Origin of the sequence: Aggregatibacter sp. HMT-949 (genome assembly GCF_041734645.1) — a bacterium.
Lineage (GTDB): Bacteria > Pseudomonadota > Gammaproteobacteria > Enterobacterales > Pasteurellaceae > Rodentibacter.
In genome coordinates, this window is record NZ_CP162010.1 from 1,827,493 (window position 1) to 1,850,492 (window position 23,000).

General features: G+C 45.8%; 26 protein-coding genes. 13 read left to right on the plus strand and 13 right to left on the minus strand.

What is annotated here, in order from left to right:
* Positions 1 to 26: 26 nt before the first annotated feature.
* Positions 27 to 1,481 carry an aminoacyl-histidine dipeptidase gene (locus tag AB3F25_RS08675; RefSeq protein WP_373603426.1) on the minus strand — a complete coding sequence of 485 codons (1,455 nt, stop codon included), beginning with the start codon at positions 1,479 to 1,481 and terminating at the stop codon, positions 27 to 29.
* A 102-nt stretch (positions 1,482 to 1,583) separates the two neighbouring features.
* Between AB3F25_RS08675 and gpt the strand changes: the two genes are divergently transcribed.
* Positions 1,584 to 2,051, plus strand: coding sequence for a xanthine phosphoribosyltransferase (gene gpt / locus AB3F25_RS08680; protein WP_373603427.1), 468 nt, complete (start codon positions 1,584 to 1,586; stop codon positions 2,049 to 2,051).
* Between the two features lie 289 nt (positions 2,052 to 2,340).
* On the opposite strand, the gene nudE is transcribed toward gpt, so the two are convergent.
* Positions 2,341 to 2,892, minus strand: a complete 552-nt coding sequence (nudE, locus tag AB3F25_RS08685) for an ADP compounds hydrolase NudE (RefSeq protein ID WP_373603428.1) — start codon at positions 2,890 to 2,892, stop codon at positions 2,341 to 2,343.
* 66 nt (positions 2,893 to 2,958) lie between these two features.
* Here nudE and hslR point away from each other — a divergent pair, with 66 nt between their 5' ends.
* From hslR to AB3F25_RS08745, 12 genes are all read left to right on the plus strand, one after another.
* Positions 2,959 to 3,345: a ribosome-associated heat shock protein Hsp15 gene (hslR, locus tag AB3F25_RS08690; RefSeq protein ID WP_373603429.1), complete on the plus strand. Its 387-nt coding sequence runs from the start codon at positions 2,959 to 2,961 to the stop codon at positions 3,343 to 3,345.
* Positions 3,346 to 3,433: 88 nt separating this feature from the next.
* Positions 3,434 to 4,351, plus strand: a complete 918-nt coding sequence (locus tag AB3F25_RS08695) for a dialkylrecorsinol condensing enzyme (protein WP_373603430.1) — start codon at positions 3,434 to 3,436, stop codon at positions 4,349 to 4,351.
* A 2-nt stretch (positions 4,352 to 4,353) separates the two neighbouring features.
* Positions 4,354 to 5,514 carry a beta-ketoacyl-ACP synthase III gene (locus AB3F25_RS08700; protein WP_373603431.1) on the plus strand — a complete coding sequence of 387 codons (1,161 nt, stop codon included), beginning with the start codon at positions 4,354 to 4,356 and terminating at the stop codon, positions 5,512 to 5,514.
* Positions 5,504 to 5,896, plus strand: a complete 393-nt coding sequence (locus AB3F25_RS08705) for a hypothetical protein (RefSeq protein ID WP_373603432.1) — start codon at positions 5,504 to 5,506, stop codon at positions 5,894 to 5,896. The genes AB3F25_RS08700 and AB3F25_RS08705 overlap by 11 nt, the downstream gene beginning before the upstream one ends.
* On the plus strand, positions 5,886 to 6,878 hold the full coding sequence (locus AB3F25_RS08710; RefSeq protein WP_373603433.1) for a virulence RhuM family protein: 993 nt from the start codon (positions 5,886 to 5,888) through the stop codon (positions 6,876 to 6,878). Before AB3F25_RS08705 ends, AB3F25_RS08710 begins: the two co-directional genes overlap by 11 nt.
* A gap of 7 nt (positions 6,879 to 6,885) precedes the next feature.
* Positions 6,886 to 7,872, plus strand: coding sequence for a BtrH N-terminal domain-containing protein (locus AB3F25_RS08715; protein WP_373603434.1), 987 nt, complete (start codon positions 6,886 to 6,888; stop codon positions 7,870 to 7,872).
* On the plus strand, positions 7,854 to 8,381 hold the full coding sequence (locus AB3F25_RS08720) for a transposase (RefSeq protein WP_373603435.1): 528 nt from the start codon (positions 7,854 to 7,856) through the stop codon (positions 8,379 to 8,381). The genes AB3F25_RS08715 and AB3F25_RS08720 overlap by 19 nt, the downstream gene beginning before the upstream one ends.
* 95 nt (positions 8,382 to 8,476) lie before the next feature.
* Positions 8,477 to 9,199, plus strand: a complete 723-nt coding sequence (locus AB3F25_RS08725) for an ABC transporter ATP-binding protein (RefSeq protein WP_373603436.1) — start codon at positions 8,477 to 8,479, stop codon at positions 9,197 to 9,199.
* The gene (locus AB3F25_RS08730; RefSeq protein WP_373603437.1) at positions 9,193 to 10,434 is read left to right on the plus strand and encodes an ABC transporter permease; all 1,242 of its coding nucleotides are present in this window, start codon (positions 9,193 to 9,195) and stop codon (positions 10,432 to 10,434) included. The genes AB3F25_RS08725 and AB3F25_RS08730 overlap by 7 nt, the downstream gene beginning before the upstream one ends.
* Positions 10,434 to 10,724 (plus strand): acyl carrier protein, encoded by a 291-nt coding sequence (locus AB3F25_RS08735; RefSeq protein WP_373603438.1) that lies wholly within the window; start codon positions 10,434 to 10,436, stop codon positions 10,722 to 10,724. Before AB3F25_RS08730 ends, AB3F25_RS08735 begins: the two co-directional genes overlap by 1 nt.
* A complete protein-coding gene (locus AB3F25_RS08740; protein WP_373603439.1) occupies positions 10,724 to 11,710 on the plus strand; it encodes a beta-ketoacyl synthase N-terminal-like domain-containing protein in 987 nt (328 codons plus the stop codon). The genes AB3F25_RS08735 and AB3F25_RS08740 overlap by 1 nt, the downstream gene beginning before the upstream one ends.
* The gene (locus tag AB3F25_RS08745) at positions 11,707 to 12,297 is read left to right on the plus strand and encodes a hypothetical protein (protein WP_373603440.1); all 591 of its coding nucleotides are present in this window, start codon (positions 11,707 to 11,709) and stop codon (positions 12,295 to 12,297) included. Before AB3F25_RS08740 ends, AB3F25_RS08745 begins: the two co-directional genes overlap by 4 nt.
* A gap of 166 nt (positions 12,298 to 12,463) precedes the next feature.
* On the opposite strand, the gene AB3F25_RS08750 is transcribed toward AB3F25_RS08745, so the two are convergent.
* Genes AB3F25_RS08750 through AB3F25_RS08800 form a run of 11 tightly spaced genes read right to left on the minus strand, consistent with a single transcriptional unit; the run spans position 12,464 to position 23,000 of the window.
* Positions 12,464 to 13,708, minus strand: a complete 1,245-nt coding sequence (locus tag AB3F25_RS08750; protein WP_373603441.1) for a beta-ketoacyl-ACP synthase — start codon at positions 13,706 to 13,708, stop codon at positions 12,464 to 12,466.
* A gap of 22 nt (positions 13,709 to 13,730) precedes the next feature.
* Positions 13,731 to 14,459: a 3-oxoacyl-ACP reductase FabG gene (gene fabG, locus AB3F25_RS08755; RefSeq protein WP_373603442.1), complete on the minus strand. Its 729-nt coding sequence runs from the start codon at positions 14,457 to 14,459 to the stop codon at positions 13,731 to 13,733.
* Positions 14,460 to 14,495: 36 nt separating this feature from the next.
* Positions 14,496 to 14,954, minus strand: a complete 459-nt coding sequence (locus AB3F25_RS08760; protein ID WP_373603443.1) for a dehydratase — start codon at positions 14,952 to 14,954, stop codon at positions 14,496 to 14,498.
* A complete protein-coding gene (locus AB3F25_RS08765; protein ID WP_373604361.1) occupies positions 14,947 to 16,167 on the minus strand; it encodes a beta-ketoacyl-ACP synthase in 1,221 nt (406 codons plus the stop codon). The genes AB3F25_RS08760 and AB3F25_RS08765 overlap by 8 nt, the downstream gene beginning before the upstream one ends.
* Positions 16,168 to 16,175: 8 nt before the next feature.
* Entirely contained in the window at positions 16,176 to 16,655 is a 480-nt protein-coding gene (locus tag AB3F25_RS08770; RefSeq protein ID WP_373603444.1) for a hypothetical protein, read from the minus strand.
* Positions 16,656 to 16,707: 52 nt separating this feature from the next.
* Positions 16,708 to 19,005: an MMPL family transporter gene (locus AB3F25_RS08775; RefSeq protein ID WP_373603445.1), complete on the minus strand. Its 2,298-nt coding sequence runs from the start codon at positions 19,003 to 19,005 to the stop codon at positions 16,708 to 16,710.
* A gap of 6 nt (positions 19,006 to 19,011) precedes the next feature.
* The gene (locus tag AB3F25_RS08780; protein ID WP_373603446.1) at positions 19,012 to 19,605 is read right to left on the minus strand and encodes an outer membrane lipoprotein carrier protein LolA; all 594 of its coding nucleotides are present in this window, start codon (positions 19,603 to 19,605) and stop codon (positions 19,012 to 19,014) included.
* 9 nt (positions 19,606 to 19,614) lie between these two features.
* Positions 19,615 to 20,055 (minus strand): acyl-CoA thioesterase, encoded by a 441-nt coding sequence (locus AB3F25_RS08785; protein WP_373603447.1) that lies wholly within the window; start codon positions 20,053 to 20,055, stop codon positions 19,615 to 19,617.
* Entirely contained in the window at positions 20,052 to 20,975 is a 924-nt protein-coding gene (locus AB3F25_RS08790) for a glycosyl transferase family 2 (protein WP_373603448.1), read from the minus strand. The genes AB3F25_RS08785 and AB3F25_RS08790 overlap by 4 nt, the downstream gene beginning before the upstream one ends.
* The gene (locus AB3F25_RS08795; protein WP_373603449.1) at positions 20,975 to 21,703 is read right to left on the minus strand and encodes a glycosyltransferase family 2 protein; all 729 of its coding nucleotides are present in this window, start codon (positions 21,701 to 21,703) and stop codon (positions 20,975 to 20,977) included. Before AB3F25_RS08795 ends, AB3F25_RS08790 begins: the two co-directional genes overlap by 1 nt.
* Complete coding sequence (locus AB3F25_RS08800; protein ID WP_373603450.1) at positions 21,684 to 23,000, minus strand: AMP-binding protein; 1,317 nt, start codon at positions 22,998 to 23,000, stop codon at positions 21,684 to 21,686. The genes AB3F25_RS08795 and AB3F25_RS08800 overlap by 20 nt, the downstream gene beginning before the upstream one ends.

The following is a 23,000-nucleotide window of genomic DNA, read 5'->3' on the forward strand; positions in this document are numbered from 1 at the left end:
TACTTTTATAGATTATTTTTTTATTTTTACTTAGTTGAAATATCCCCTAATACTCTCGTCAACAAATCCCAATAGGTTTCTACCGTGGAAATTTGAACTTTTTCATCCGGCGAGTGGGCGTTGCGGATAGTTGGACCGAAAGACACCATTTCGATATTCGGATAATGTTCTTTGAGAAGACCGCATTCAAGACCGGCGTGGATGACCTTAATGTCCGGCTGCTTGCCTAACACATCGGCATAATGTTTCATGGAAAGTTTTAAAATTGCGGAGTCGTTTACCGGTTTCCAGCCCGGATAAGGTGCAGAAAATTCGGTTTTAGCGCCGGCGAGGGAAGCGACCGAATCCAATAATTCGGTGACATAGGCCTTGCCGCTTTCAATTAATGAACGCACCAAAATTGTACCCTGCACATGAGCGCTGTCAGTTTTTAACACGCCGATACTGAGCGAGCTTTCTACCACGTTTTTAATCACATCGCTGTTGCGAATCACGCCGTTTGGTAAGGCGTTCAATAAATTAATCACGGTTTGTGTGCTTTGCGCATCAAACACGCTTTGCGGTTTGGCAATCGGTTCTAAGAATAAGGTCAAATTCGGCTCGGCAATCGCTAATTCTTCTTTTAATAAAACCTGCAAATTTTGAACTGTACTTGCAAAGGCGTTTACTTCGCCGTCAAACGCCAAAATCGCTGCTGCTTCGCGCGGAATCGCGTTACGAATGGAGCCGCCACGGATTTCCGCAAGCCGGAAGTGCGATTGATGCTGTGAAAGTTTGGCTAACACGCGGGCTAACATTTTAATCGCATTGGCGCGTCCGGTATGAATATCCACGCCGGAATGGCCACCGCGCAAGCCTTTTAACACAAGCTGAAAGCTATGCGCAAATGTATTGGCTTCGCGTTGTACGGGAATCTCTAATTCAGCATTAATACCGCCAGCGCAACCGATATAAATTTCACCGATTTCTTCGGTATCCGTATTAATCAAGATTTCTGATTGCAACCAATTACGACGCAAATTTAAGGCACCATCCATGCCGGTTTCTTCTGTCATAGTGAGTAATACTTCGAGCGGCGGATGGGCGATATCGTCACTTTCCAACACCGCCAAGCAAGAGGCCAAACCGATGCCGTTGTCGGCGCCCAAGGTAGTACCTTGCGCTTTCACCCAATCACCGTCAATGTAAGGACGAATCGGATCTTTGGTGAAATCGTGCGAATTGCCCTCATTGGCTTGCGGCACCATATCCAAGTGCGCCTGCAACGCTACCGGAATGCAGTGCTCCATACCGGTACTTGCCGGCTTACGAATCAGTACGTTACCGACTTCATCGCGTTCCACAAAAAACCGTTTTTCTTGCGCCCAATTCACAATAAAATTCGCCAATTTGTCTTCGTGATGAGATGGGTGGGGAATCGCACAAATTTGCTCAAACCATTGCCATAATAATTGCGGTTGCAATGTCGTAATTTCAGACATATTCGCTCCTTTTTGCGTAAAATCGCACGAAATAATAGCATAAAACCCTGTTTCGCGTTATCCTTACGCCATTTTTATTTATCGACAAAATAAGGTATCAAAATGAGCGAAAAATATGTGGTGACTTGGGATATGTTCCAAATGCACGCCCGCAAATTATCAGAACGTTTACTTCCGGCCTCTCAATGGAAAGGCATCATCGCGGTGAGCCGCGGCGGTCTATTTCCGGCCGCGGTATTGGCGCGCGAATTAAGCATTCGCCACGTACAAACCGTTTGTATCGCCAGTTATCACGATCACAAAAATCAGGGCGAGTTGCAGGTATTACATGCTGCCGAAGTGCCGAACGGCGGTGAAGGTTTTATCGTGGTGGACGATTTAGTGGACACCGGCAATACCGCGCGTGCAATTCGCGAAATGTACCCGAACGCGAAATTCGTTACCGTATTCGCCAAACCGGCCGGTGCACAATTAGTAGATGATTACATTGTCGATATTCCGCAAAACACTTGGATCGAACAGCCTTGGGATTTAGGTTTAACCTTTGTGCCGCCTCTCGCCAGAAAATAATTCAAGTTGTAGAGTTACAGAAAAGTGCGGTGAATTTTTGAACTGATATTGCAGTTACGCAAAACGGAAATTGCCTCACAAAATAGCACCGCATTGGAGCCGCTTCCAATGCGGTGCTGTTTGTTAAGTACAAAATTCCTGCGTCGTTTTGCATATTCAGTAGCCCACGAGATTATTACAACCTTTGCGCGCCGATATTAATGTAGTGAAAATCTAAGCGATACAAGTGTGTTCTATGTTTATAAGTAATTTTTCAAGTTTTAGAATTTATTAAAAATTAAACCGTTTTTTATTTTGCTAAGTTGTTCAGATAATCCCTTAACGCATAAAGTGCAGTTAAATTCCGCGCTTCTGTAAAATTCGGATCGGCGAGTAACTCATCAATATTTGCCAATGGAAAACGCACGATTTCTAACGGCTCCGGTTCGTCGCCTTCCAGTCGGCAAGAATAGAAATCCCGTGCAATGAAAATATGCATTATGTTGCTCATATAACTCGGATTTGTATTGACCGTACGAAGAAAATGAATTTGTTTGGCGCCTAGACCGAGTTCTTCCTTCAGCTCACGATTAGCCGCGTCTTCCGGCTTTTCGCCCGCATCCACGCCGCCTTTAGGAAAGCCTAGTTCATAGCGCTCCGTGCCGACTGCATATTCGCGAACTAGCAAAAGCCAATCGCCGTCAATAGGCAGCATCATAACGGCCTGATACCCGCTAGGTTTAAGGCGTTCATAAGTGCGCCGTTCACCGTTAGAAAATCGTAAATCGACAGATTGGATTTCCAACAAGCGGGATTTCGCGGCTGTACGAACGGCCAAAATTTCCGGTTGATTTTGCGACATAACCTTTCCTTTATTCTGTGATACCATCGCACATAATCTATCACAAATGACACTGAGAAATTTAACATGGACAAAAAAGAAGTCAGACTCGACAAATGGCTTTGGGCCGCGCGTTTTTATAAAACCCGCAGTATCGCCAAAGCAATGATTGAAGGCGGTAAAGTACATTACAACGGACAACGCGCCAAAGTCAGCAAAATTGTCGATGTGGGTGCGGTGCTAAAACTGCGTCAAGGTAATGAGGAAAAGGAAGTGGAAGTATTGGCGCTCAGTGATCAACGACGCGGCGCGCCGGAAGCTCAATTACTTTATCGCGAAACTGAACAAAGCGTAAAAAAACGCGAAGAAACAGCTTGGGCGCGTAAAAATAACATGCTTTCCATGCCGCATCCGGATCGCCGGCCTAACAAAAAAGAACGACGGGATTTGTTGAAATTTAAGCATCAAGAATAAATTGAATCTATCTTTTCAATCATATAAAGATTATGATGCGCTTGATAGCTATTGCTCTATTTTTAACGAATTCGTATTCAAAACGACCATGCTTAAAACCAAAAACATTCTCGTTGTTTCCTACTCCCAAACCGGGCAACTCTCCCGTTTGACGGAAAATTTTCTCGTACCGTTGCAAAATCAATCCAATATTTGTGTAGAACATTGTGTTATCAAACCGCAAAAACCCTATCTCTTCCCTTGGAAATTCACAACGTTTTTTAACCAATTTCCGGAATCTGTACATTTAAGACCGGCGCCTATTGAACCCCTGCAATTACAATGGAAAAACTATGATCTGGTAATCATCGCCTACAGCGTCTGGTTTCTCTCACCATCACAACCAATCACCGCATTTTTACAGTCGGAACAAGCACATATCCTGAAAGACACGCCGGTGATTACGCTGATCGGTTGCCGCAATATGTGGCTGATGGCACAGGAAAAAATGAAGAAAATGTTGACCGCACTTGGCGCGAATTTAATCGGCAATATTGTCAAAACCGATCAATCCAATTCATGGGTGAGTTTTATTACCACGCCGGCGTGGATGTTTAGCGGAAAAAAACGTTATTTTTCATGGCTACCGAGCGCGGGTATCAGCGATGTCGAAATACAGGATATGCAACGCTTCGGTGAAAAACTTTCGCACACTTTCAAACAGAATATACCGCTTGATCAAACCCTATTTCAGAATATGGGCGCGGTAAAAATTGATGAAAAATTGATGATGAGCGAAAAAGTCGGTCATCGCAGTTTCTATTTATGGGGCAAATTGCTGTTAAAGTGCGGTCAAATTTCACCGCGTTTTCGTCGCGTCGTCCTCTATTTTTACATTCTCTTTTTAATTGCGTTAATTCTCACCGTAGTGCCGCTTTCCGCGCTCATCAAACGCTTACTTAAGCCATTGTTAAAAGAAAAATTAACGCGCCAAAAACGCTATTTTGCCGAACCTTCAGGGGAATAATTTTGACTGTTTTAAATCCAGTTTATATCAATCGCATTGCCGCTTTTTTGCCTAATGCACCGGTAGAAAATGACCAAATCGAACAGATTTTAGGGCAGATCGGCGAGTTGCCGTCCCGCGTACGAAAAATGATTTTGCGTTCTAACGCAATCAAAACCCGCCATTATGCGATTGATCCGATCACACGAGAAACCACACACAGCGGTACGGAGCTTGCAGTAGAAGCAATCAAAGGCTTATTTGCCCAAGGCTTAAAAGCAGATGACGTGAGCTGTTTAGCGTGCGGCACTTCTTACCCCGATCAAATTATGCCGGGGCAAGGTGTGATGGTGCACGGTTTAATTCCTGACGCGCCACCTTATGAAGTGCTCACCACCGCCGGTGTCTGTGTTGCCGGCATGGCGGCGATGAAACACGCTTACAATGCGATTCTCACCGGCGAACATAAAGATGCCATTGCCGTGGCTTCGGAAAGTGCATCCGCCGTTATGCGTAGCGAACATTTTGAAGCGGAAATCGATCAGAAAAAATTAGAGGATGCGCGCCCGGAAATCGGTTTTGAAAAAGATTTTCTTCGTTGGATGCTTTCCGATGGTGCAGGCGCAGTGCATTTAAGCAATAAGCCCAATCCGCAAGGAATTAGTTTCAAAATTCATTGGATTGATCTGATTTCTTACGCCAACGAAATGCCGGTTTGTATGTATGCCGGTGCCGAGTTACAGCAAGGAAAATTTGTCGGTTGGAAAAATGTGGATAAACAGACCCGCGATGCACGTAGTTTTATGGCAGTGAAACAAGATGTGAAATTGCTGAATGAAAACATTGTGCGTTGCACGGTGGAAAAGGCATTGTTGCGTTTAATTGATAAATACGCTTTAAAAGTCGATGAAATTGATTATTTCCTGCCGCATTATTCTTCGGGCTTTTTCCGCGATAAATTATTGGAAGGATTGAAAAACATCAATTTCGTTATCCCGCAGGAAAAATGGTTTACCAACCTTGAAAGTAAAGGAAATACGGGGTCAGCTTCCATCTATATTATTTTGCAAGAGTTTCTCGAAAAATACCCGCTTGTGAACGGACAAAAAGTGCTCTGTTATATTCCTGAAAGCGGTCGTTTTTCTTCTTGTTTTATGCTGCTTGAGGTCGTCGATGGACGTTAACGATATCCCGCAAGACGACAGCAAAATCTTCAAAGGACAGCGTAAAGTCATCTACGCCACCCAAAACGGCAACTACCAAACCGCCACCACTAACGGTTGGGAAATGGAAGAATTCGCTACCGAACAGGCGGTGGAAGAACTCAACCGACTCACCACCGAAGCGTTAACCGCCGTAAAACTCGGCGAAAAGTCACCGCTCTTTTACCTGATGTACCGCAACCGCTTTGACCTCCCCAGCCTCGCCCAAGCTACCGGCTTCTGGCAATGGCAAATCAAACGCCACTTTAAACCAAGTGTGTTTGCGAAGTTGTCGGATAAAGTGTTGGAGAGATATGCGGAAGTGTTTGGGATAAGTCTTGAGAAAATAAAAAATGGCAGATAATGACATTATTATTTACACCACCGATGATGGGCTTTCGCAATTTACTTTGCGCGAACTGGGGCAGCAACTTTGGTTGAATCAACTAGAGTTGGCAGAGCTTTATCAAACCTCAAAGCAAAATATTAGCAAGCATATTAAAGCGATTTTGGCAGAAAATGAATTAGATGAAGCTTCAGTTGTCAACTTTCAGTTGACAACTGCCACTGATGGCAAGCGATATAATACTCAAATTTATGCGTTACCGATGATTTTAGCCATCGGTTATCGCGTCCGCTCTGCTCGAGGCACGCAATTTCGACAATGGGCAACGCGAACATTAACGGAATATATTCAAAAAGGCTTTGTGTTAGATGAAGAACGCTTAAAAAATCCACCTATCGGAACAAATCAAGCAGAGGATTATTTCGATCTTTTATTAGAAAAAATTCGGGATATTCGAGCAAGCGAGCGCAGAATGTATTTACGCGTTCGTGAAATTTTTACTTTAGCAGCAGACTATCAACCTTCACTTAAAGAAACGACGCAATTTTTCCAAAAAATCCAGAACAAATTACATTTTGCTTGCACGAACAGCACCGCATCGGAAATCATATTTCAGAGAGCCAACGCAAGTTTGCCCAATATGGGGCTGACAAATTTTCGTGGTACAGATGTGGTAAAAAAAGATGTAACCGTGGCGAAAAATTATTTGAATGAAAAAGAAATCACCGCATTAAACCGAATCATATCAATGTGGTTGGATTTCGCCGAAGATCAGGCTTCCCGCAAAAAACAATTTTTCTTAAAAGATTGGACGCAAAAGCTAGATGAATTTCTCGCTTTCAATGATCGTCAAGTATTACAAAACGCCGGCTCAATCAGTAAACAACAAGCGGACGAAAAAGCCTATTTAGAATACGATAAATTTGCCAAAAATCGTCGGCAAGAAAAAGAGCGGTTAGGCGAAATTTACGTTGAAAAATTATTTAAATTAAAAAAATAACTTAACGATGAACAACAACTTCCACCACCAACACACTGCCCACTGCGAAAGCGGCGTCATGTCCACCTTGCTAAAATCGCACGGCGTGGATTTTAACGAAGCCATGGTTTTTGGCTTGGCATCGGCGTTGACCTTTGTTTATATTCCGTTAGTGAAAATTAACGGAATGCCGCTGATTTCTTATCGAATGCCGCCGCGTTCGATTATCAAAAAAGTCTCAAAACGGCTGAAAGTGCGGTTAAAAATACAGAAGTTTCGCTCGCCGGAAATCGGGCAGCAAGCACTTGACAAGGCGTTGGCTGAAAATAAATTAGTGGGCTTGCAAACGTCCGTTTTCTGGTTACCTTATTTTCCGCCGGAAATGCGTTTTCATTTTAATGCGCATAATTTAATCGTGTATGGCAAAGAGCAAAACGATTATCTGATTAGTGATCCCGTGTTTGAAAGCGTGCAACGTTGCGCAACGGAAGATTTGCAACGGGCGCGTTTTGTGAAAGGTGTACTGGCGCCGAAAGGATTGATGTATTACTTTGAAAATCAACCGAATTTAGCCCAAATAGATTTGCCTGCCTTAATTCATAAAGCCATTCGCAAGAATGCCAAGCACATGCTGGCGCCTCTATTTTTCGTCGGCATCAAAGGCATTCGTACCGTCGCCAAACAAATTGAGAAGCTGGCAAATCATCCTTCGGAAAAATACAAACGCCTATACCTAGGGCATATCGTGCGTATGCAGGAAGAAATCGGCACCGGCGGCGCAGGTTTCCGTTATTTGTATGCCTATTTCCTCGAACAAGCTGCTGATATTTGCCAACAACCGAAGTACAAACAGGCATCCGAACAGATGACGGAAATCGGCGATATGTGGCGTCAATTTGCAGGCTTATGTGTAAAACAATGCAAAAAGCCATCGGCGGAAGGTTATAAAATGGTGGCGGATTATCTTAGAGATATTTCCAGTAAAGAAAAGCATTTATGGAAAAATCTTTTGTAGGGTCGGGTCCTGTGCCCGACCGTTATCCTAAACGGAAGAGAATTCATCTGCAATATTATGATTACAGTCAAGATGGGTTATATTTCGTTACAATTTGTATTCAAGATCGTCTATGTTTATTAGGGCAAATTTTAGATAACCAAATGCATCTTAATGATGCAGGAAAGATGATTGAAAAAATATATTTAGAATTAGAGAATTTCTATGCTTCTGTAAAGTGTTTAGATTATGTCATTATGCCAAATCACGTACATTTTATAGTACAAATTGAGAATAATGGTGAGCTGTCTCTTTCTTTGTTTGATGTGATACAACGGTTCAAGTCTATTACAAATGTTGAATATATTAAGAATGTAAAGATGAATGATTGGAGGCCATTTAACAGAAAATTATGGCAAAGAAGTTATTATGAACACATTATTCGAGATGAGAAAGATTATTTAAATATTGCAGAATATATTGAATTTAATCCTTATAATTGGCAGAAAGATACATTATTTCAACCATAATAGATAGAGACGGGACGGCACAGGACCGTCCCCTACAAAATGATTAAAATAATGCGTATGCTCGGGTCCTATGCCCAACCGAAAAATAATAAATAATGATAAAAATCCAAAACATCCAACACCGCTATCCCAACGCCGAAAAGAATGCTTTAAATACGGTCAATTTTGATATTCAATCGGCATCCACCATTGGTTTGCTTGGCCCTAACGGCGCGGGCAAAACGACACTTATGTCGCTGCTTGCCGGGTTGCAGTCCGTGCAGCAGGGACAGATTTATTTCAATGCGGTGCCATTTGGACAGTTGACCAAAAAACAGCGCCATCAAATTTCCTTAGTGCCACAGGATTTTGCTTTTTATCCGTTGCTGACGGTGTGGGGAAATCTGAAATTTTTCGCCGCACTTTATGAGGTGAAAGACAAAAATTATCTGCAAGCCTTGCTGGAACAGGTGGATTTAACGGCGCATAAAAATAAACTCGCTAAACATTTATCCGGCGGTTTAAAGCGCCGCTTGAATTTTGCCATCGGTCTAATTAATCGCCCGAAAGTGATTTTTTTAGATGAAATTACGGTAGGCATCGACCCACAATCCCGCCAGTTTATTTTGGATAGCGTAGCAGCGTTGAAACAGCAAGGTGTCACCGTAATTTATACCTCCCATTATTTACAGGAAATCGAACAATTATGCGATAAATTGGTGCTGCTGAACGAAGGCGAATTAATTTATCAGGGATCGGTGCAGGGCATTTTAAAAGAGGGGCAAAGTCTTGAACGTTTTTATTTGGATTTTTTAAATAAGGCGGGAAAAACGTGCTAATTGCTTCGATTGCCAAAGAAATGCGTCTATTAAGCCGCGATCTGCACGGTGTCGCCGTATTATTTATCATGCCGATTTTGTTCATGCTGATTATGTCGGCCGCGTTGAGCAATGATAATGCCTTAAGCAATCGCTCGGAAATTGTGCTACTGAGTGAAAAAAATGCGCTTAACGATGCCTTTTTAGATGCGCTCAAAAATGAAAAACTTGCCGTTCGTCAAGCGCCACCGGAAGAGCTGGCGCAATACCAAGAAGCGCTACAAGCAGGGAAATTCGATTTGCTGATTTTCAATCCGAATAAAAAACAGACCGCACTTTCCGAAGAACAAAATCTGCAACTTTGGCTCAATCCGAGCGTAGATCGCAGTTGGTTGTTGGGTGTGAAAGGCGTGTTGCAAAAACATTATTCGCAACTGCGTTTAAACGATTATTTGGCGGATAATCACATTACGTTAGAAAATAACAAACGCAAGCCAATCAAAGAGATTCAAAATAAAGTCAATAAAGAACTGGATAACAAATTCGCCCAAATTAACGATTATCTGGCAAAAGATTTATGGCAGGAAATTTATGTGAATCGGCAGGGGAAAGCAGTTTCCAAGCCAAATTCCGTGCAACACAGTGTGCCCGCCTGGCTGATTTTCGGTATGTTCTTTATCATGATTCCCCTGTCCAATGTGATGGCGATGGAACGGCAAACCAACACACTTACCCGTCTGCGCATGGCGCGCGCCTCCGCATGGAGTCAGATTGTTGCTAAATTGATTCCGTATTTCCTCATCAACCAACTGCAATTTGTCGGCATGGTGGCGCTCGGTTATTTTGTATTGCCTGCACTGGATATGCCGGCATTTGGGTTAACGGGCGATTGGTTGCCTTATTTTGTGCTATCCGGCGCCGTTAGCCTTGCCGCGTTGGGTTATGGTTTGCTGGTAAGCGTGCTGGCGCGTACCACCGAGCATGCCGTAGTATTAGGCGGTGGCGGCATTATTATTATGGCAGCAATCGGGGGGATTATGGTGCCCGTTTATGTCATGCCGGAGATCATGCAAACTGTAGCGCAATTTTCCCCGATGGGCTGGGCATTAAGCGGTTTTCAGAATTTATTGCTGAATCATTACGCGCTTAGCCAAATTCAGCAACCGCTCTATTTGTTAAGCGGTTTCGGCATTGTTACGCTACTTTTAGCCACATTAATTTATCAACGACAATTGACAACACAAGCGAGATTCTAATGGCTTATCTTTTCACGCTGGAGTATCCGGCATTAGAACAGGAACTCAAAAAACTGATTATCCAAGAAACGGAAAAAGATGAATTTGACCCGACAGAAATCAGCGACGAAGAACCGTTATTTGGCGAACAAAGCCGCATTCAGTTGGATTCTTTAGATGCTTTGCAAATTGTCGTGGCGTTGCAAGCCCATTTCGGCGTGCGTTTGCAGGGCGATCGCATGGTGCGTAAACACATGATGAACGTGCGCGATCTTGCCGCCTTTATCCGCGAACAGCACCAAAAAGTCTGATGAATATTTATCTCAACGCCGCCTCCGCCAAGTTTGCCGATAATTTAGGGCAGCGCACCTCCAATATGTTGGGGCAACCGCTCCGTTTTCCGTACTTCAATGCTTTTGAGGAGCCTTTGCTTTCCCTTGAACAGCTTTATGCGTATTTTGATGTGGAAATCGACCGCACTTTACAGCAGGCGGGCTGGGATAAAAGCGAGTTGAAGCATATTCCTATTCTGCTCGGTTCCACCGCTTATGTTATCAGCGATTGCGAAGCCCGTCTGGCGCACAATCTCCCATTGCCGAAAGAACATAGTCTGGCGGTGATTGCCGATGATTTACGTGCCCGTTATCAAACGGAGGTGTTCAGTTTCGCCACCTCTTGCACTTCTTCCGCACAGGCGATGGGGTATGCCTATAAAATGCTGAAAAGCGGCATGTATGAAAAAGCCTTGGTTATCGGCTTTGAGATGTTTAATCGTCTGACGTTCGAGCATTTTCAGGCGATGAATTTGTTATCACAGGAAACGCAATATTCGCCACTCACGAACCCAACGGGCATTGTGTTAGGCGAAGGCATCGGCTGTGTGGCGTTATCTACTCAACCGAATCCACAATTGCCTTGCGAAATAGTGGGCGTCACGCTGCTAACCGATAACGAAAATCTCACCAACAGCAGTGAATCGGCATTGCGTAACCTGATTAATGCCTGCCTCAATAATGCCAATTTCATGCCGGCCGACATTGACGGCGTGAAAGTCCATGGCGTTGGCGGCAACAGCGATGAAATGGAGCTACGGGTTTTACAAGAAATTTTCCCTCATGCGCAATGGCTTTCCATAAAAACCCAAACGGGACACACCCTTGGCGCAAGTGGGGCGCTTGAAAGCGCCATTTTATTCAATCAATTGAAAAGCGAACCGCAAAAGTGCGGTCGTTTTTTAAATTATTTTTTAGGTTTCGGTGGAAGCAACATAGCTTGGGTGCTTAAGGTAAACAAATGACCTACTTTATCCGACAAATCCATCAGTTCATCAGCAACGATATGGACGACAAAATCTTGCGCCAACAACTCAAAGCTCATGGCGTTGATGCCCGTCGTTTAAGCCGCTTCACTCAACTTGCTCTTCTAGGTGCATTACCGCTCAAGCCTTATTTAACGGAGAAAAGCGGTATTTATCTCGGCTCACCCTTTAATTCACCCGGTAAATTCGACAAAATGTTCCGCCAACTCACGGCACAAAACCTGCCAAGCCCGTTGGATTTTATGGCAAATATCAATAACGCGGCGACCTTTCAACTGGCGCAAACCTTGCAAATTCATGGCAATTCGCTGTTTTTGGCGGTAAATCAGCAAACCATTTGGCAACCGTTACGGTTGGCGTTGCTGGATCTGGAACAGCAAGGAATGCCATCCGCGCTGGTCGGTTGGGTGTTGGAGAACGACAACGGACAACAAGAAGGGGCGTGCTTTTGGATAGTGTCGAAGGACGCAGAAGGTGCGCTCGAAAAGTTGAATAATCTGCCGAATATTGACAATACGCAAGAGATGGATTTTTTATCTATTGTATTAAATCCGACGTTTGTTTAACACGAGACGCTTGGCTTGGCCAATTATTGAAAGTCCAAAACAGCACCGCATTGAAATGGCTTCAATGCGGTGCTGTTTTTGATGAACGAACGGTAAACCCGGTTGAAATTACGCATGGCTCGAGGTCAGCAAACCTAATTTCCGCGTCCTGCCGCCGATTTTATTTTTATCCCTGCCAACGTTTAAAAATCAACGAGGTATTCACGCCACCGAAGGCAAAGTTGTTATTCATCACATAATCCGTGTCAATATGACGTCCGTCGCCTTGGATGTAGTCCAGTTTACCGCAACGTTCGTCAATGTTATCCAGATTAATGGTCGGTGCAAACCAACCGTCACGCATCATTTCGATAGAAAACCAGGATTCCAATGCACCGCATGCCCCGAGCGTATGGCCTAAATAACTTTTTTGCGAGCTTAACGGAATCTTGCCGAACACCGCTTCGGTGGCGAGGGTTTCCGCAATATCGCCTTGCTCCGTCGCCGTGCCATGTCCGTTCACATAACCAATTTTTTGCGGCGATAAATTTGCATCTTTTAACGCCAATTCCATGCAACGTTGCATGGTGTCCTTTTGCGGGCGAGTAACATGCGCGCCGTCACTGTTGGCACCATAGCCCACCACTTCCGCGATAATATTGGCATTGCGCGCGAGGGCATGTTCCAGTTCTTCCAACACGAAAATTCCGGCACCTTCGCCGATCACCAAACCATCACGATCTCTGTCGTAAGGACGCGGGGTTTGTTTTGGCTGATTGACATTACGGCTTGCCGCATAAAGAGAATCAAACACATACACTTCCGACGGACAAAATTCCTCGGCACCACCGGCAAGCATCATCGGAATTAAGCCGTATTTAATCGATTCGTAAGCATAACCGATGCCTTGGCTGCCGGAAGAACAGGCGCTGGAAGTAGGAATAATGCGCCCTGTTAAACCAAAGAAAATACCAATATTGGCGGCGGCGGTGTGTGGCATCATGCGCACATAGGTGTTGGCGTTAAAGCCGTCGGATTTACCGGTCATCAGTAGTTCGGCGGCATCTTTAATATCGTTGGTGGAACCGGTGGAAGAACCACAGGCAACGCCCATTCGGCCATCTTTCAAATAAGCCGGGATTTCACCATTTTCATCCAATAACCCGGCATCGGCTAACGCGCGTTCGGCGGCTTCCACGGCAAATTGCGACACCCGCCCGAGGCTGCGTAATTGTTTACGATTCCAATGTGCCGGCGGCTGATAATCGAAAATTTCCGCGCCTAAACGGGCTTCCAGCTCAGGATAGCGCGTCGCCCAATCCGCTTTGGCCTGCACGGCGTTTTGCTTACGTCGGAAAGCCGCTTGGATGTCCCGCCATTCTTTACCGAAGGCAGTCACTGCACCGATGCCGGTGATCACAACTCGTTTCATGTTAATTCGTCTCTTTGCTTATTTAACACAAACCGCCGTTTACGGCGATCACTTGGCGGGTAATATATGCGGCTTTTTCGTCCATCAGAAAATTCACGGCGTGCGCGACTTCTTCCGGATCGCCCATACGCCCGGCGGGAATCATTTTCAGAATTTCATCAATAGGTACATTTTCATCCAGAATATCCGTGTCAATTAAGCCGGGTGCCACACAATTAACGGTGATTTTACGCTTCGCCAATTCCACCGCCAGCGCTTTCGCGGCGCCGATAATACCCGCTTTGGAGGCGCTGTAATTGACTTGACCGCGATTGCCGATTAAGCCCGATACGGAGGTAATACACACAATGCGTCCCGCTTTGCGACGACGAATCATTGGCATCATAATCGGGTGTAACACATTATAAAAACCATCCAGATTGGTCCGCAGTACCTTGTCCCAATCCTCATCCGTTAACGCCGGAAAGGCGTTATCGCGGGTTAGACCGGCGTTTAGCACCACACCGTAATACGCGCCGTTGGCTTCCACATCGGCAATCAGCTTTTCCGCCGCCTCGACGCGATTGCTTACATCAAACTGCAACACGCGGGCATTTTGCCCTAGTTCGCGTACCGCCTGAGCCACCGCTTCCGCTTCTACCGCACGGTTGCGACAATGCACCACAATATCAAATCCCGCTTGTGCCAAACGTAAGGCAATGGCTTTGCCGATACCTCGGCTGGAACCCGTAATTAAAATGGTTTGCTTCATCTTCTTTCTCAAATTTTCTAAAAAGTGCCGTCAAATTTACGCTTGTTCTTCGCTATGCCGAGGACGAAATACATTTAATGCGCCGTCTAACAGCACGTTACCGCTTTCGGCTTCGACCAGTTCACAATCAAACACGCCGAATCCGGAAGCGTCTTCAATGGATAATTTCACGCGAATTCGTAATGCCGTGCCAACCGGAATAAACGGCTGATGTTGCGTTAAACGACGCGAACCAAGCCAATAACCCAAGCCAATCGGCTTGCCAGCCCGCACGCATTGATAACCCGCCCAAGCAGCAATGCCTTGCGCGAGAATTTCCGCGCCCATAAAGGTGGAAAGTTGCCCGTTACGGACCAATAAATTATCAGCGCGCAGATAAGTTTCGGCAATCAAATGTTCGCCATCAACTTCCGTGATCGCGTCTAACAACACCATTTCTCCACTATGCGGAATCAACGCGGCGACTTCGGTTATTGGACAAGTTAAATCAATCATCGGCTTCTCCTAAAATCAGTACCGTATTATTGCCGCCAAAAGCAAAAGAACTGCTAGCGCCAATGCGGTGCTCGTACGGCCAGTAATCGTTTCGACTCGTTAAATGAATTTGTGCGGTAACCTCATCGGCTTGATTGTCCCAGCGTTGCGCAGGTAATTTGCCTGACGGATTGGTTTGCGGAGCAATTACCCCCCATAAAATCGCTGCCTCAATCGCTCCAGCCGCCCCCAAGGTGTGTCCGGTATAAGGTTTGGTCGTGCTACAAGGCGTTTGCGAACCGAAAATATGTTTTACCGCGATGGCTTCCATTTGATCGTTATGGAAAGTGCCGGTGCCGTGCAAATTAATCCAGCCGATTTGGTCGGCGGTCAGTTTGGCTGATTTCAATGCGGTGCTAAAAGCCGAGATCGCACCTTCGCCCGCCGGATGCGGCGACGACATATGATAAGCATCGCTGCTAGTGCCGTACCCCAACAGCGCAACAGAGGATTCATCCAAGGCTTCTCTGCTCATCACGAAAACAGCGGCGCCTTCGCCTAAATTGATGCCGTTGCGATTAGCGGAGAACGGGTTGGTTGGTTGCGTCGATAACACGGACAACGAATGAAAACCGACCAACGTGAGTAAAGAAAGCGTATCTACACCGCCACAAATCACCGCGTCGCACAAATTTGCCTTCAATAACCGTGCGGCGCTGATTAAGGCTTTAGCACCCGAAGTGCAAGCAGTGGAAATGCCGTAGCAAATGCCCGATAAACCGTATTGATACGCGATGAAATCGGCTGCGGCGGAAAAGTATTGTTGTTGCTGATTAAACGGAACGCCCGACCAATCATTGTGCCGTGCGGCATATTGAAATACCGGCAAGTTTTCATCCACCCCGGTAGTGGAAGTGCCAATCACTACTGCCACCCGTTGTTTACCGAAGCGTCGAATCGCCCGTTCAATGCGGTCCTCAATTTGCACCAGACTATGCCATAACAATTGGTTATTGCGGCTTCGGTGCGCTCTCGGCAAATCGTCGGGGAACGGCCGCAACGACAACGCCACTTCACCGACCATCGCGGATTTATCTTTTAAACCGCTTTCTCGGAATAGTTTATCCGACGCATAAAGAGGTGATTCAACTTCATTTAGCAACGCCTTGATGTGATGCTCAAGACCTTCGCCTAAACTGCTAACAATGGCGGGTTTAGTTAAAAATAATTGCACGTAATCCTCTAATTCAATCTCTCGATATGCCACTCGCTGCCATCTGCTAAGACGATTTCCCATTGTTCGGTAAGCGCGCGAGTCGTCCACAGCCACTCGCCTCGGCGGCGATAAATTTTATTTTGCGATGTCTGTTGAACCTCAATAAGATCGGCACGAAGCGGTGGCGAAAATTCATAGGCAAGCGCCAAAAAGAGCCATTGAGCCTGGCTATTCGGCATAACGAAACCATCATTTTGCCAACCTTGCGGAGTAAGCAACAATCGAGCCAGCGGCGAACCTAAAGGCTCGGTTTGCACCCAACGCCATTGATTCGGCATAAATTGCACGGTCAACAAGCTGGTTTGATAAAGGGTTTGATTCTGCCGCCGCTCCACTTTGAACGTCTCGCTTGCCACTTGTTGTTGTGGCAATTGCGTGATCGTTGGGAAACTCGTACATGCGCTTAAACAAAGCGCTAGCGCCGACAGCAAAAATAATTTTTTCATCGTTTCTCCGAGAAAAAAATGCAGTGAATTCTAGCGATTAGCCTTATCTAGATCAACGGATAAATTTTGCGCTGCACAACATGCTTAGTAGCACGCCTAAGGTTACCGTTAAGCCGAATCCGGCCACTGCCGGCGTCGAACTCATACCCAGTAATGCAAACGAAATCAGCGTGGTGGTCGCCGCTAAAAACAGTGTAAATTGTTTTTCGAAACGCGCTGCCCGTACCGTTTGCATATACACCGCATAGTCGATACCGATAGCGGAAACCAATAATAAGCCGAACATCGAAAATAAGCCGATCGGTAAACCAATCCAACCGCAAAGCGCAACCGTCAGCACAATCGCGACACAAGGTACGAGTAATAAACGTAAAGTCGTTTTGCCGTTAAACCATTTACGCAACAACAATGCCGCCAATACAAAGGACAGTACTTTTAACCACGCTGCTTGATTACGCGTCATTTGGAAACCGTGGTTGAGTGACGCGCGTTTATCAAGCCAGAAAATATCTTGCTGATTTGCCAATTTTGCCATTTCCGCGCCGTCTGCCTCTTTTACTTTGACCAAGCCGGCAACCTGCGTTTCGTTCAACCGACCTAAATAATAAGGCCGCCAAGCCTGCCCCAATGTTGTGGATAATGCCGCTTGCAAGCTAAGCGGCGGTTGTTCTGCCAACATATGTAAACTCTCTACGACGGCATGTTGCGGAATGCCCAATTCGGTTAACGGTGCATAATCCGCCGGCTGAATCGTCGCCGAAATTTGGCGGGCAAGCATTTGTTGCCGTTGCGGCGCGACAAACCATTGACTTAACGCTTGAATATTCACACCTCGCGCGGTCAAATCCGCCGCCAATGCGGTGCTCTTTTCCAACAACTCGTCATCATTTTCGGCACAAATTAAAAACGCTTGCGCGCCCCAGTCAAAGCCTGTCAGTTGGCCAATTTGGCGCATTTCCTCCAACATCGTTTTCGGCATGGAAACCCACGAGCGAATATCATCCTGCCATTGTGAACGATAAATCCCGACCGCCGTAAAACAAAGCAATAAAACGGCAAACCCGCGATTACCTTTAAACGCCGTAAATTTTTCAAATATTGCGCGCACCTTGTTGTAACCTTTGCGATCCACCAACCGATTCGCGACTTGATAAGAGCCGATTAAAAACGGCAAAAGAAGTTGTGTAGTCCACACTGCGGCGATTAATGCTACTGCAGAAAATAGCGCCGTTTGTTTTAACACCGGTAAGTCGGTAAATGCCAGTAAACCATAACCGAGCAATGTCACCAATAAACTCATGGTAAAAGTAAAACGCAATTTTGCCATGGCGGGGCGCGCTTGCCAGTTCGCTCTAAATAACGAGCCTGCGAACCAATGCAATGGAAAGTCAATCAACACCCCGACCAAACTGGTACCAACTACAATCGTCAGAATATGAATATGCCGAAACACCAATAATGTAGCGGCGATGCCCGCCATCATTCCGACGACAATCGGCAAAAACAACCACAAAATCCGCCAAGTACGAAAAACGCTCCACAAAAGCAATAGCGTCAAACTAATGCCCGACAGGCTCATTAATGTGCTTTCGCGCTCTGCTTTTTGTTTGGCGTCAGCGGCAAATAATGCATTGCCGGCCACAAGAAAGTGCGCTTCTCGGGCTTCCAATTGGCGACGATTTTGCGCCAACAACGTGGTTAATTTAGCCGCGGGATTAAGCCAAGTTTGCGCATTTAATTCGCCGCGCAACAGAACCCAAGTGAGCCCGTCTTGTGTTACCGACAACATCCCGTTTGTCGCATTCCATTGAAGCCGCCCGATTTGCGCACGGTTCATTGCAAAGCGCCCGAAGCCCAACCAATCTTGTTCCAAAGGCAATAAATTGGTCTGTTCAAAAGGGTTGGCTAATTGCTGTGCATAGTGTTGAAAATACTCGGCGGGACGTCGCAACAATTGTTCTTGAATGTGTTCGGGCAAAGTCGCCCAAGCCAATTGCTGAATTTCTTGACGAAGCTGATTTAAATCAGGCTGAATGCGTGCATTTACTTGTGCGAAATCACCGCTTGTTTGCCAAACTTGTGCTGTTTCTTCCGCCAACGTAAAAGCTTGTTCAGGGTCAGTATGACCGACTAATGCGATCAGTTGGCGATTTAATTGCTGTTCTTGCCGTTTGTCTGCCTCAATGAGCACCGCATTGACGCCTTGCCGGGAAGGCAATAACGTGCGTAAGTCCGTTTGCAACCATTCGCCTTGGTGCCAAAAACCGGCTAACAGCGCAACGGTGAATACCAGAAAGAGGACGTAACCCCAAGTTTGATAAGCGGGGAAAAACGCGATCGTTTTTTTCATGGTGTTTTAGTCAGCCGATTCAAGAGCGGATTGTGCAAACGCCGACAGCGGCTGATTTAGTCGAATCTGCTGAAAATCAATTTGTGTGCGGTCGCCTTGCACTTCATTGAGCTGTAGGCGTTTGGCGGTTTGGTCGCCTTCAATTTCGATAGAGGTGAAAATTTGCTTCATCAATAAACTGTTCGGTGTGAGTATCAATTTCCAATTTTGTGCATTGCCCGATAATTTCATGTCAAATTGAGATTTCAACCCATCGATATTGCCGGACAACAATCCCAAGAATAAGCTAATTTGCTCGCTTTGCCCCGGTTTTTGATTACCCGTCCATTGCTTGCCATTCCATTGCGTGATGCCATCCGGTTTAACACGCAGTTGGTTGGCAAAGGGTTTTTCTAATTGCCAGAGCAGGCCTTTTTTCGCCACTAAGGTAAATTGTCCTTGCAGAGTAATCGGAGCGGCAAGAGATTTTAAGAAACGCTGTTGTACGAACCGACCTTGCACGTTTTGCGGTTGTTGCAGTTGTTGTACCAACTCGGCTTCGGAGAACGCCCAAGTAAAAGCGCTGAACAGAAAACCGCCAATAATCAATAAAATACGCATTGTTTTTCCTTAATCTTCTTTGCTAAAACTCGCATGGTTTTCGATCGCTTGCCGCCAACAAGGCGGTGTTTGCCATTGCGTTTCGCGCGTGGCAATGCTGACTGCAACCTGCGTCGTACTGGCCGAGGTGAGTTTTTGACCGCTTTCGGCATCAAAAATCAGATAATCAATGCGCAAACAGCTTTCATATTCGACCACTGCAAGATCAATACGAATACGTTGACGAAACAAGGCGGGTTGTACGTATTTGATATTAAGCTGTACGATCGGCCAGCCGAAACCTTGTTTTTTCATCACGTCGTAGGTGTAACCAATTTCTTCAAGAAATGCGCAACGCGCCATTTCAAGGTATTTGACATAATGGCCGTGCCACATAATGTCCATGGAGTCTACGTCAAAAAATTGAATTTTATGAACGGAACTGTGACGACAATAAGCATGTTTTTTCATTCTTGATCATTCCAGAAGTTATAAAAATTAAACCAAAGTAGCGGATTTTCCGCGCATTCTTGCGCAAGAATATCGGCATATTGTTGCATCACGGTTAGAATCGCTTGCTCGCGTTGGGCACCGCGTCCTTCAATACAAGGCACAAAACGGCGCAATTTCATTCGGTAACGGCCGTGTTCTTTTAAACAAAATAGCGTATTGATCGGTGCTTTGAGAATACTTGCCAGCAACCAGGCGCCTTGTGGAAATTCCGCCACATCGCCTAAAAAATTCACCAATGCGGTTTTATCACCGCGTAACGGGACACGATCGACGGCAATGGCAATCCATTCGCCTTGTTCCAAACGTTGCGAGAGAGTGAGCATTTTTTGCGCGTCCAAGTCTTCCACTTGCATTAATGACAACGTATTCGCCCCCGCTGCCGTCAGCGCTTGATTAAATGCTTCGGCATTACGACTATGCACCAACACATTCAATTTAAAAGCCTGATGCGGCCCGTTATCGAGCAAGGCACGGCAAATTTCGATATTGCCAAAATGCGAACAAACTAAAATTTGTCCACGACCGTCGCGATCCATATCGGCAAATAAATTATCTTTATCGTCAATGGTGAGATCATCGTAATGAATTTTATGTTGCCACACGGCAAAGTTATCGCAAACCATTTCGCCGAATCCTAAAAATTGACGAAAGACGGAAGCGTGCGGAAGATTTAGTGTCGGAGAATAGCGTCGTAAACGGGTTTGATAGGCGCGAATATTGCGCCGCGCTTTTGCGCTCGTGAGGTAAAAATAACTCACCACGATGACGCTTATCGGTTTAATTAACCAAAGCGGGCTGTATTTCACAATGAGCCGTGTGAGCCCTAAGAAAAAGGCGTTGCCGCGTTCCGCTTGCTTTGCCCAATGGGTCGATTTCATTACATTTTTCCCATGAGAAAACGTTTTAACATAGCGAAAAATAAACGCGCGTGCATTTTGCTAATCAACCAATTATCCGCCAAGCTGCGAAAGTGCGACACGCCGTCTTGCGCATAACGGATTCGGGTGTCGAGCCAAATAAATTCAATTCGGTGCCAGTGGGCTTTCACGAGAATTTCGATATCGAAATCCATTCGATCGCCCAAAAATTCCCGTTGAATTAACGGGGCGATTGTAGCTAGCGGATAAATCCGAAAACCACACATCCCGTCTTTAATATCAAATGAATGGGTGTGCACGGCGTTCCAAAAGTCGGTGATTTTACGCCCGTATAAACGCGCTTTCGGGGCATCGTCACCGTAAATCGGACGGCCACAAATTAACGCGGCCGGATTTTCTTGAGACTTCGCCAGCATTGCGGGACAGTCGGCCAGGTTATGCTGCCCGTCTGCGTCCACTTGCAAAGCATGCGTAAACCCTTGTTCTGCCGCCAATAACAACCCCGCTTTCATCGCCCCGCCTTTCCCTTGATTTGGTGTACGGTAATAAATTTTTACGCCTTCTTGCGCAAAAGTCTGAAGCACTTGGCGATGTAATTCGGTTGAACCGTCATCAATCACTAACACAGGCAATCCAATGCGGTGCAGTTCGGCGAGCACGGCACCGAGGGTTGCAGAATGATTGTAATGAGGAATAACGGCAACCGGGTTAAACATAAAATGATTCATCTTTTTGATTCAAAAATATTTGCTCGAAATCTGCGCGGCTGATTTTTGATTGACTATTACGCGGCAAGGCGCGGGTAAAGCGCCAATAACGCGGTAAAGCGGAATGTTCTTGGCTTTCGCTTAAATCGCGGCGTAGTCGTTGCACTATCGCTTGACGGCCTATGCGACGATATGCGCTTATGCCTTCCTCGCTCAAGGCTAGCCATGCAGCCGGTCGGGGATACTTAGGGTGTTGCGCGACATAAGCGTCGAGCACCCAAGGATGTTTCAATATATCTTGTTCAATTTTTACCAGCGAAATGCGCTTGTCGCCGAATTTCACAATTCGGTCGATTCGTCCCAATAAATGAAATTGCGCTCCTGAAATTTCTACCGCATCGGCAGTTTGTTCCCGCTGCTCTAGCCAAGGCGATTCCACCCATAATGCGCCTTGCTCATTTACGCCTAAACGCGTCACCGGCGTCGGTGTCCATAAACCGGGCTGCTCGCGAAAAGCAATCACGCCGGTTTCCGTACTACCGTAACCTTCAATGATTTTTGTGTTTAATTGCGCACGCATTGCTTTTGCTGTGGTCTCGGGTAACATGCCGCCGGAAGACAAAATAGCGACAATTTGACATCGATGTAACGCGGGATCGGATAAATTCAAATGAGTCAACAAGGCCGGACTGCTAATCCAAATACTACGCGGAACAGATAAACTTTCCGCAATAAGGTACTCGGGGTAAGGCAGTTGTTTACGGGCAATTGACCAACCCATCGTCAACGGCAACATCACTCGATAAGATAAGCCGTAATGGTGTTGCGTCGATACGCTGGAAACGACATGGATATTATTATCGGACGGAATAGCTAACGAACGACTGATAGCATCGGATTCTTGCCACATTTTTTCCGCCGTTTTTTTCATAATTTTCGGCTGCCCGCTGCTACCGGACGTTTTCAACCAAATTTCGGTTTGACTGGTTTTGTCGATACTTAACTCAGAATTCGCTACAGTTTGTGTGATGCCGTAGGTTTCAAAAAGAGCATCATCAAATAAAAAATCGGCATTTTCTTCAACCCATCGGCGATTTTCTTCCAGTAAATTCGGCGGCAATAAAATTTTGACATCAGCCTCAAAACAAGCAAGCATCGCACAGGCAAAATACGCCGCATCATCAAACCAAAAGGCAACCGTTTGGATATGTTCTTGGCGCAATTGTTGACTGATTTGTCGACAGCGATGCGCGAAGTCTTGCCACGTCCACTGCGGATTGCGTGCGATTAATGACGTCGCTTGAAATGGAAGATTCAT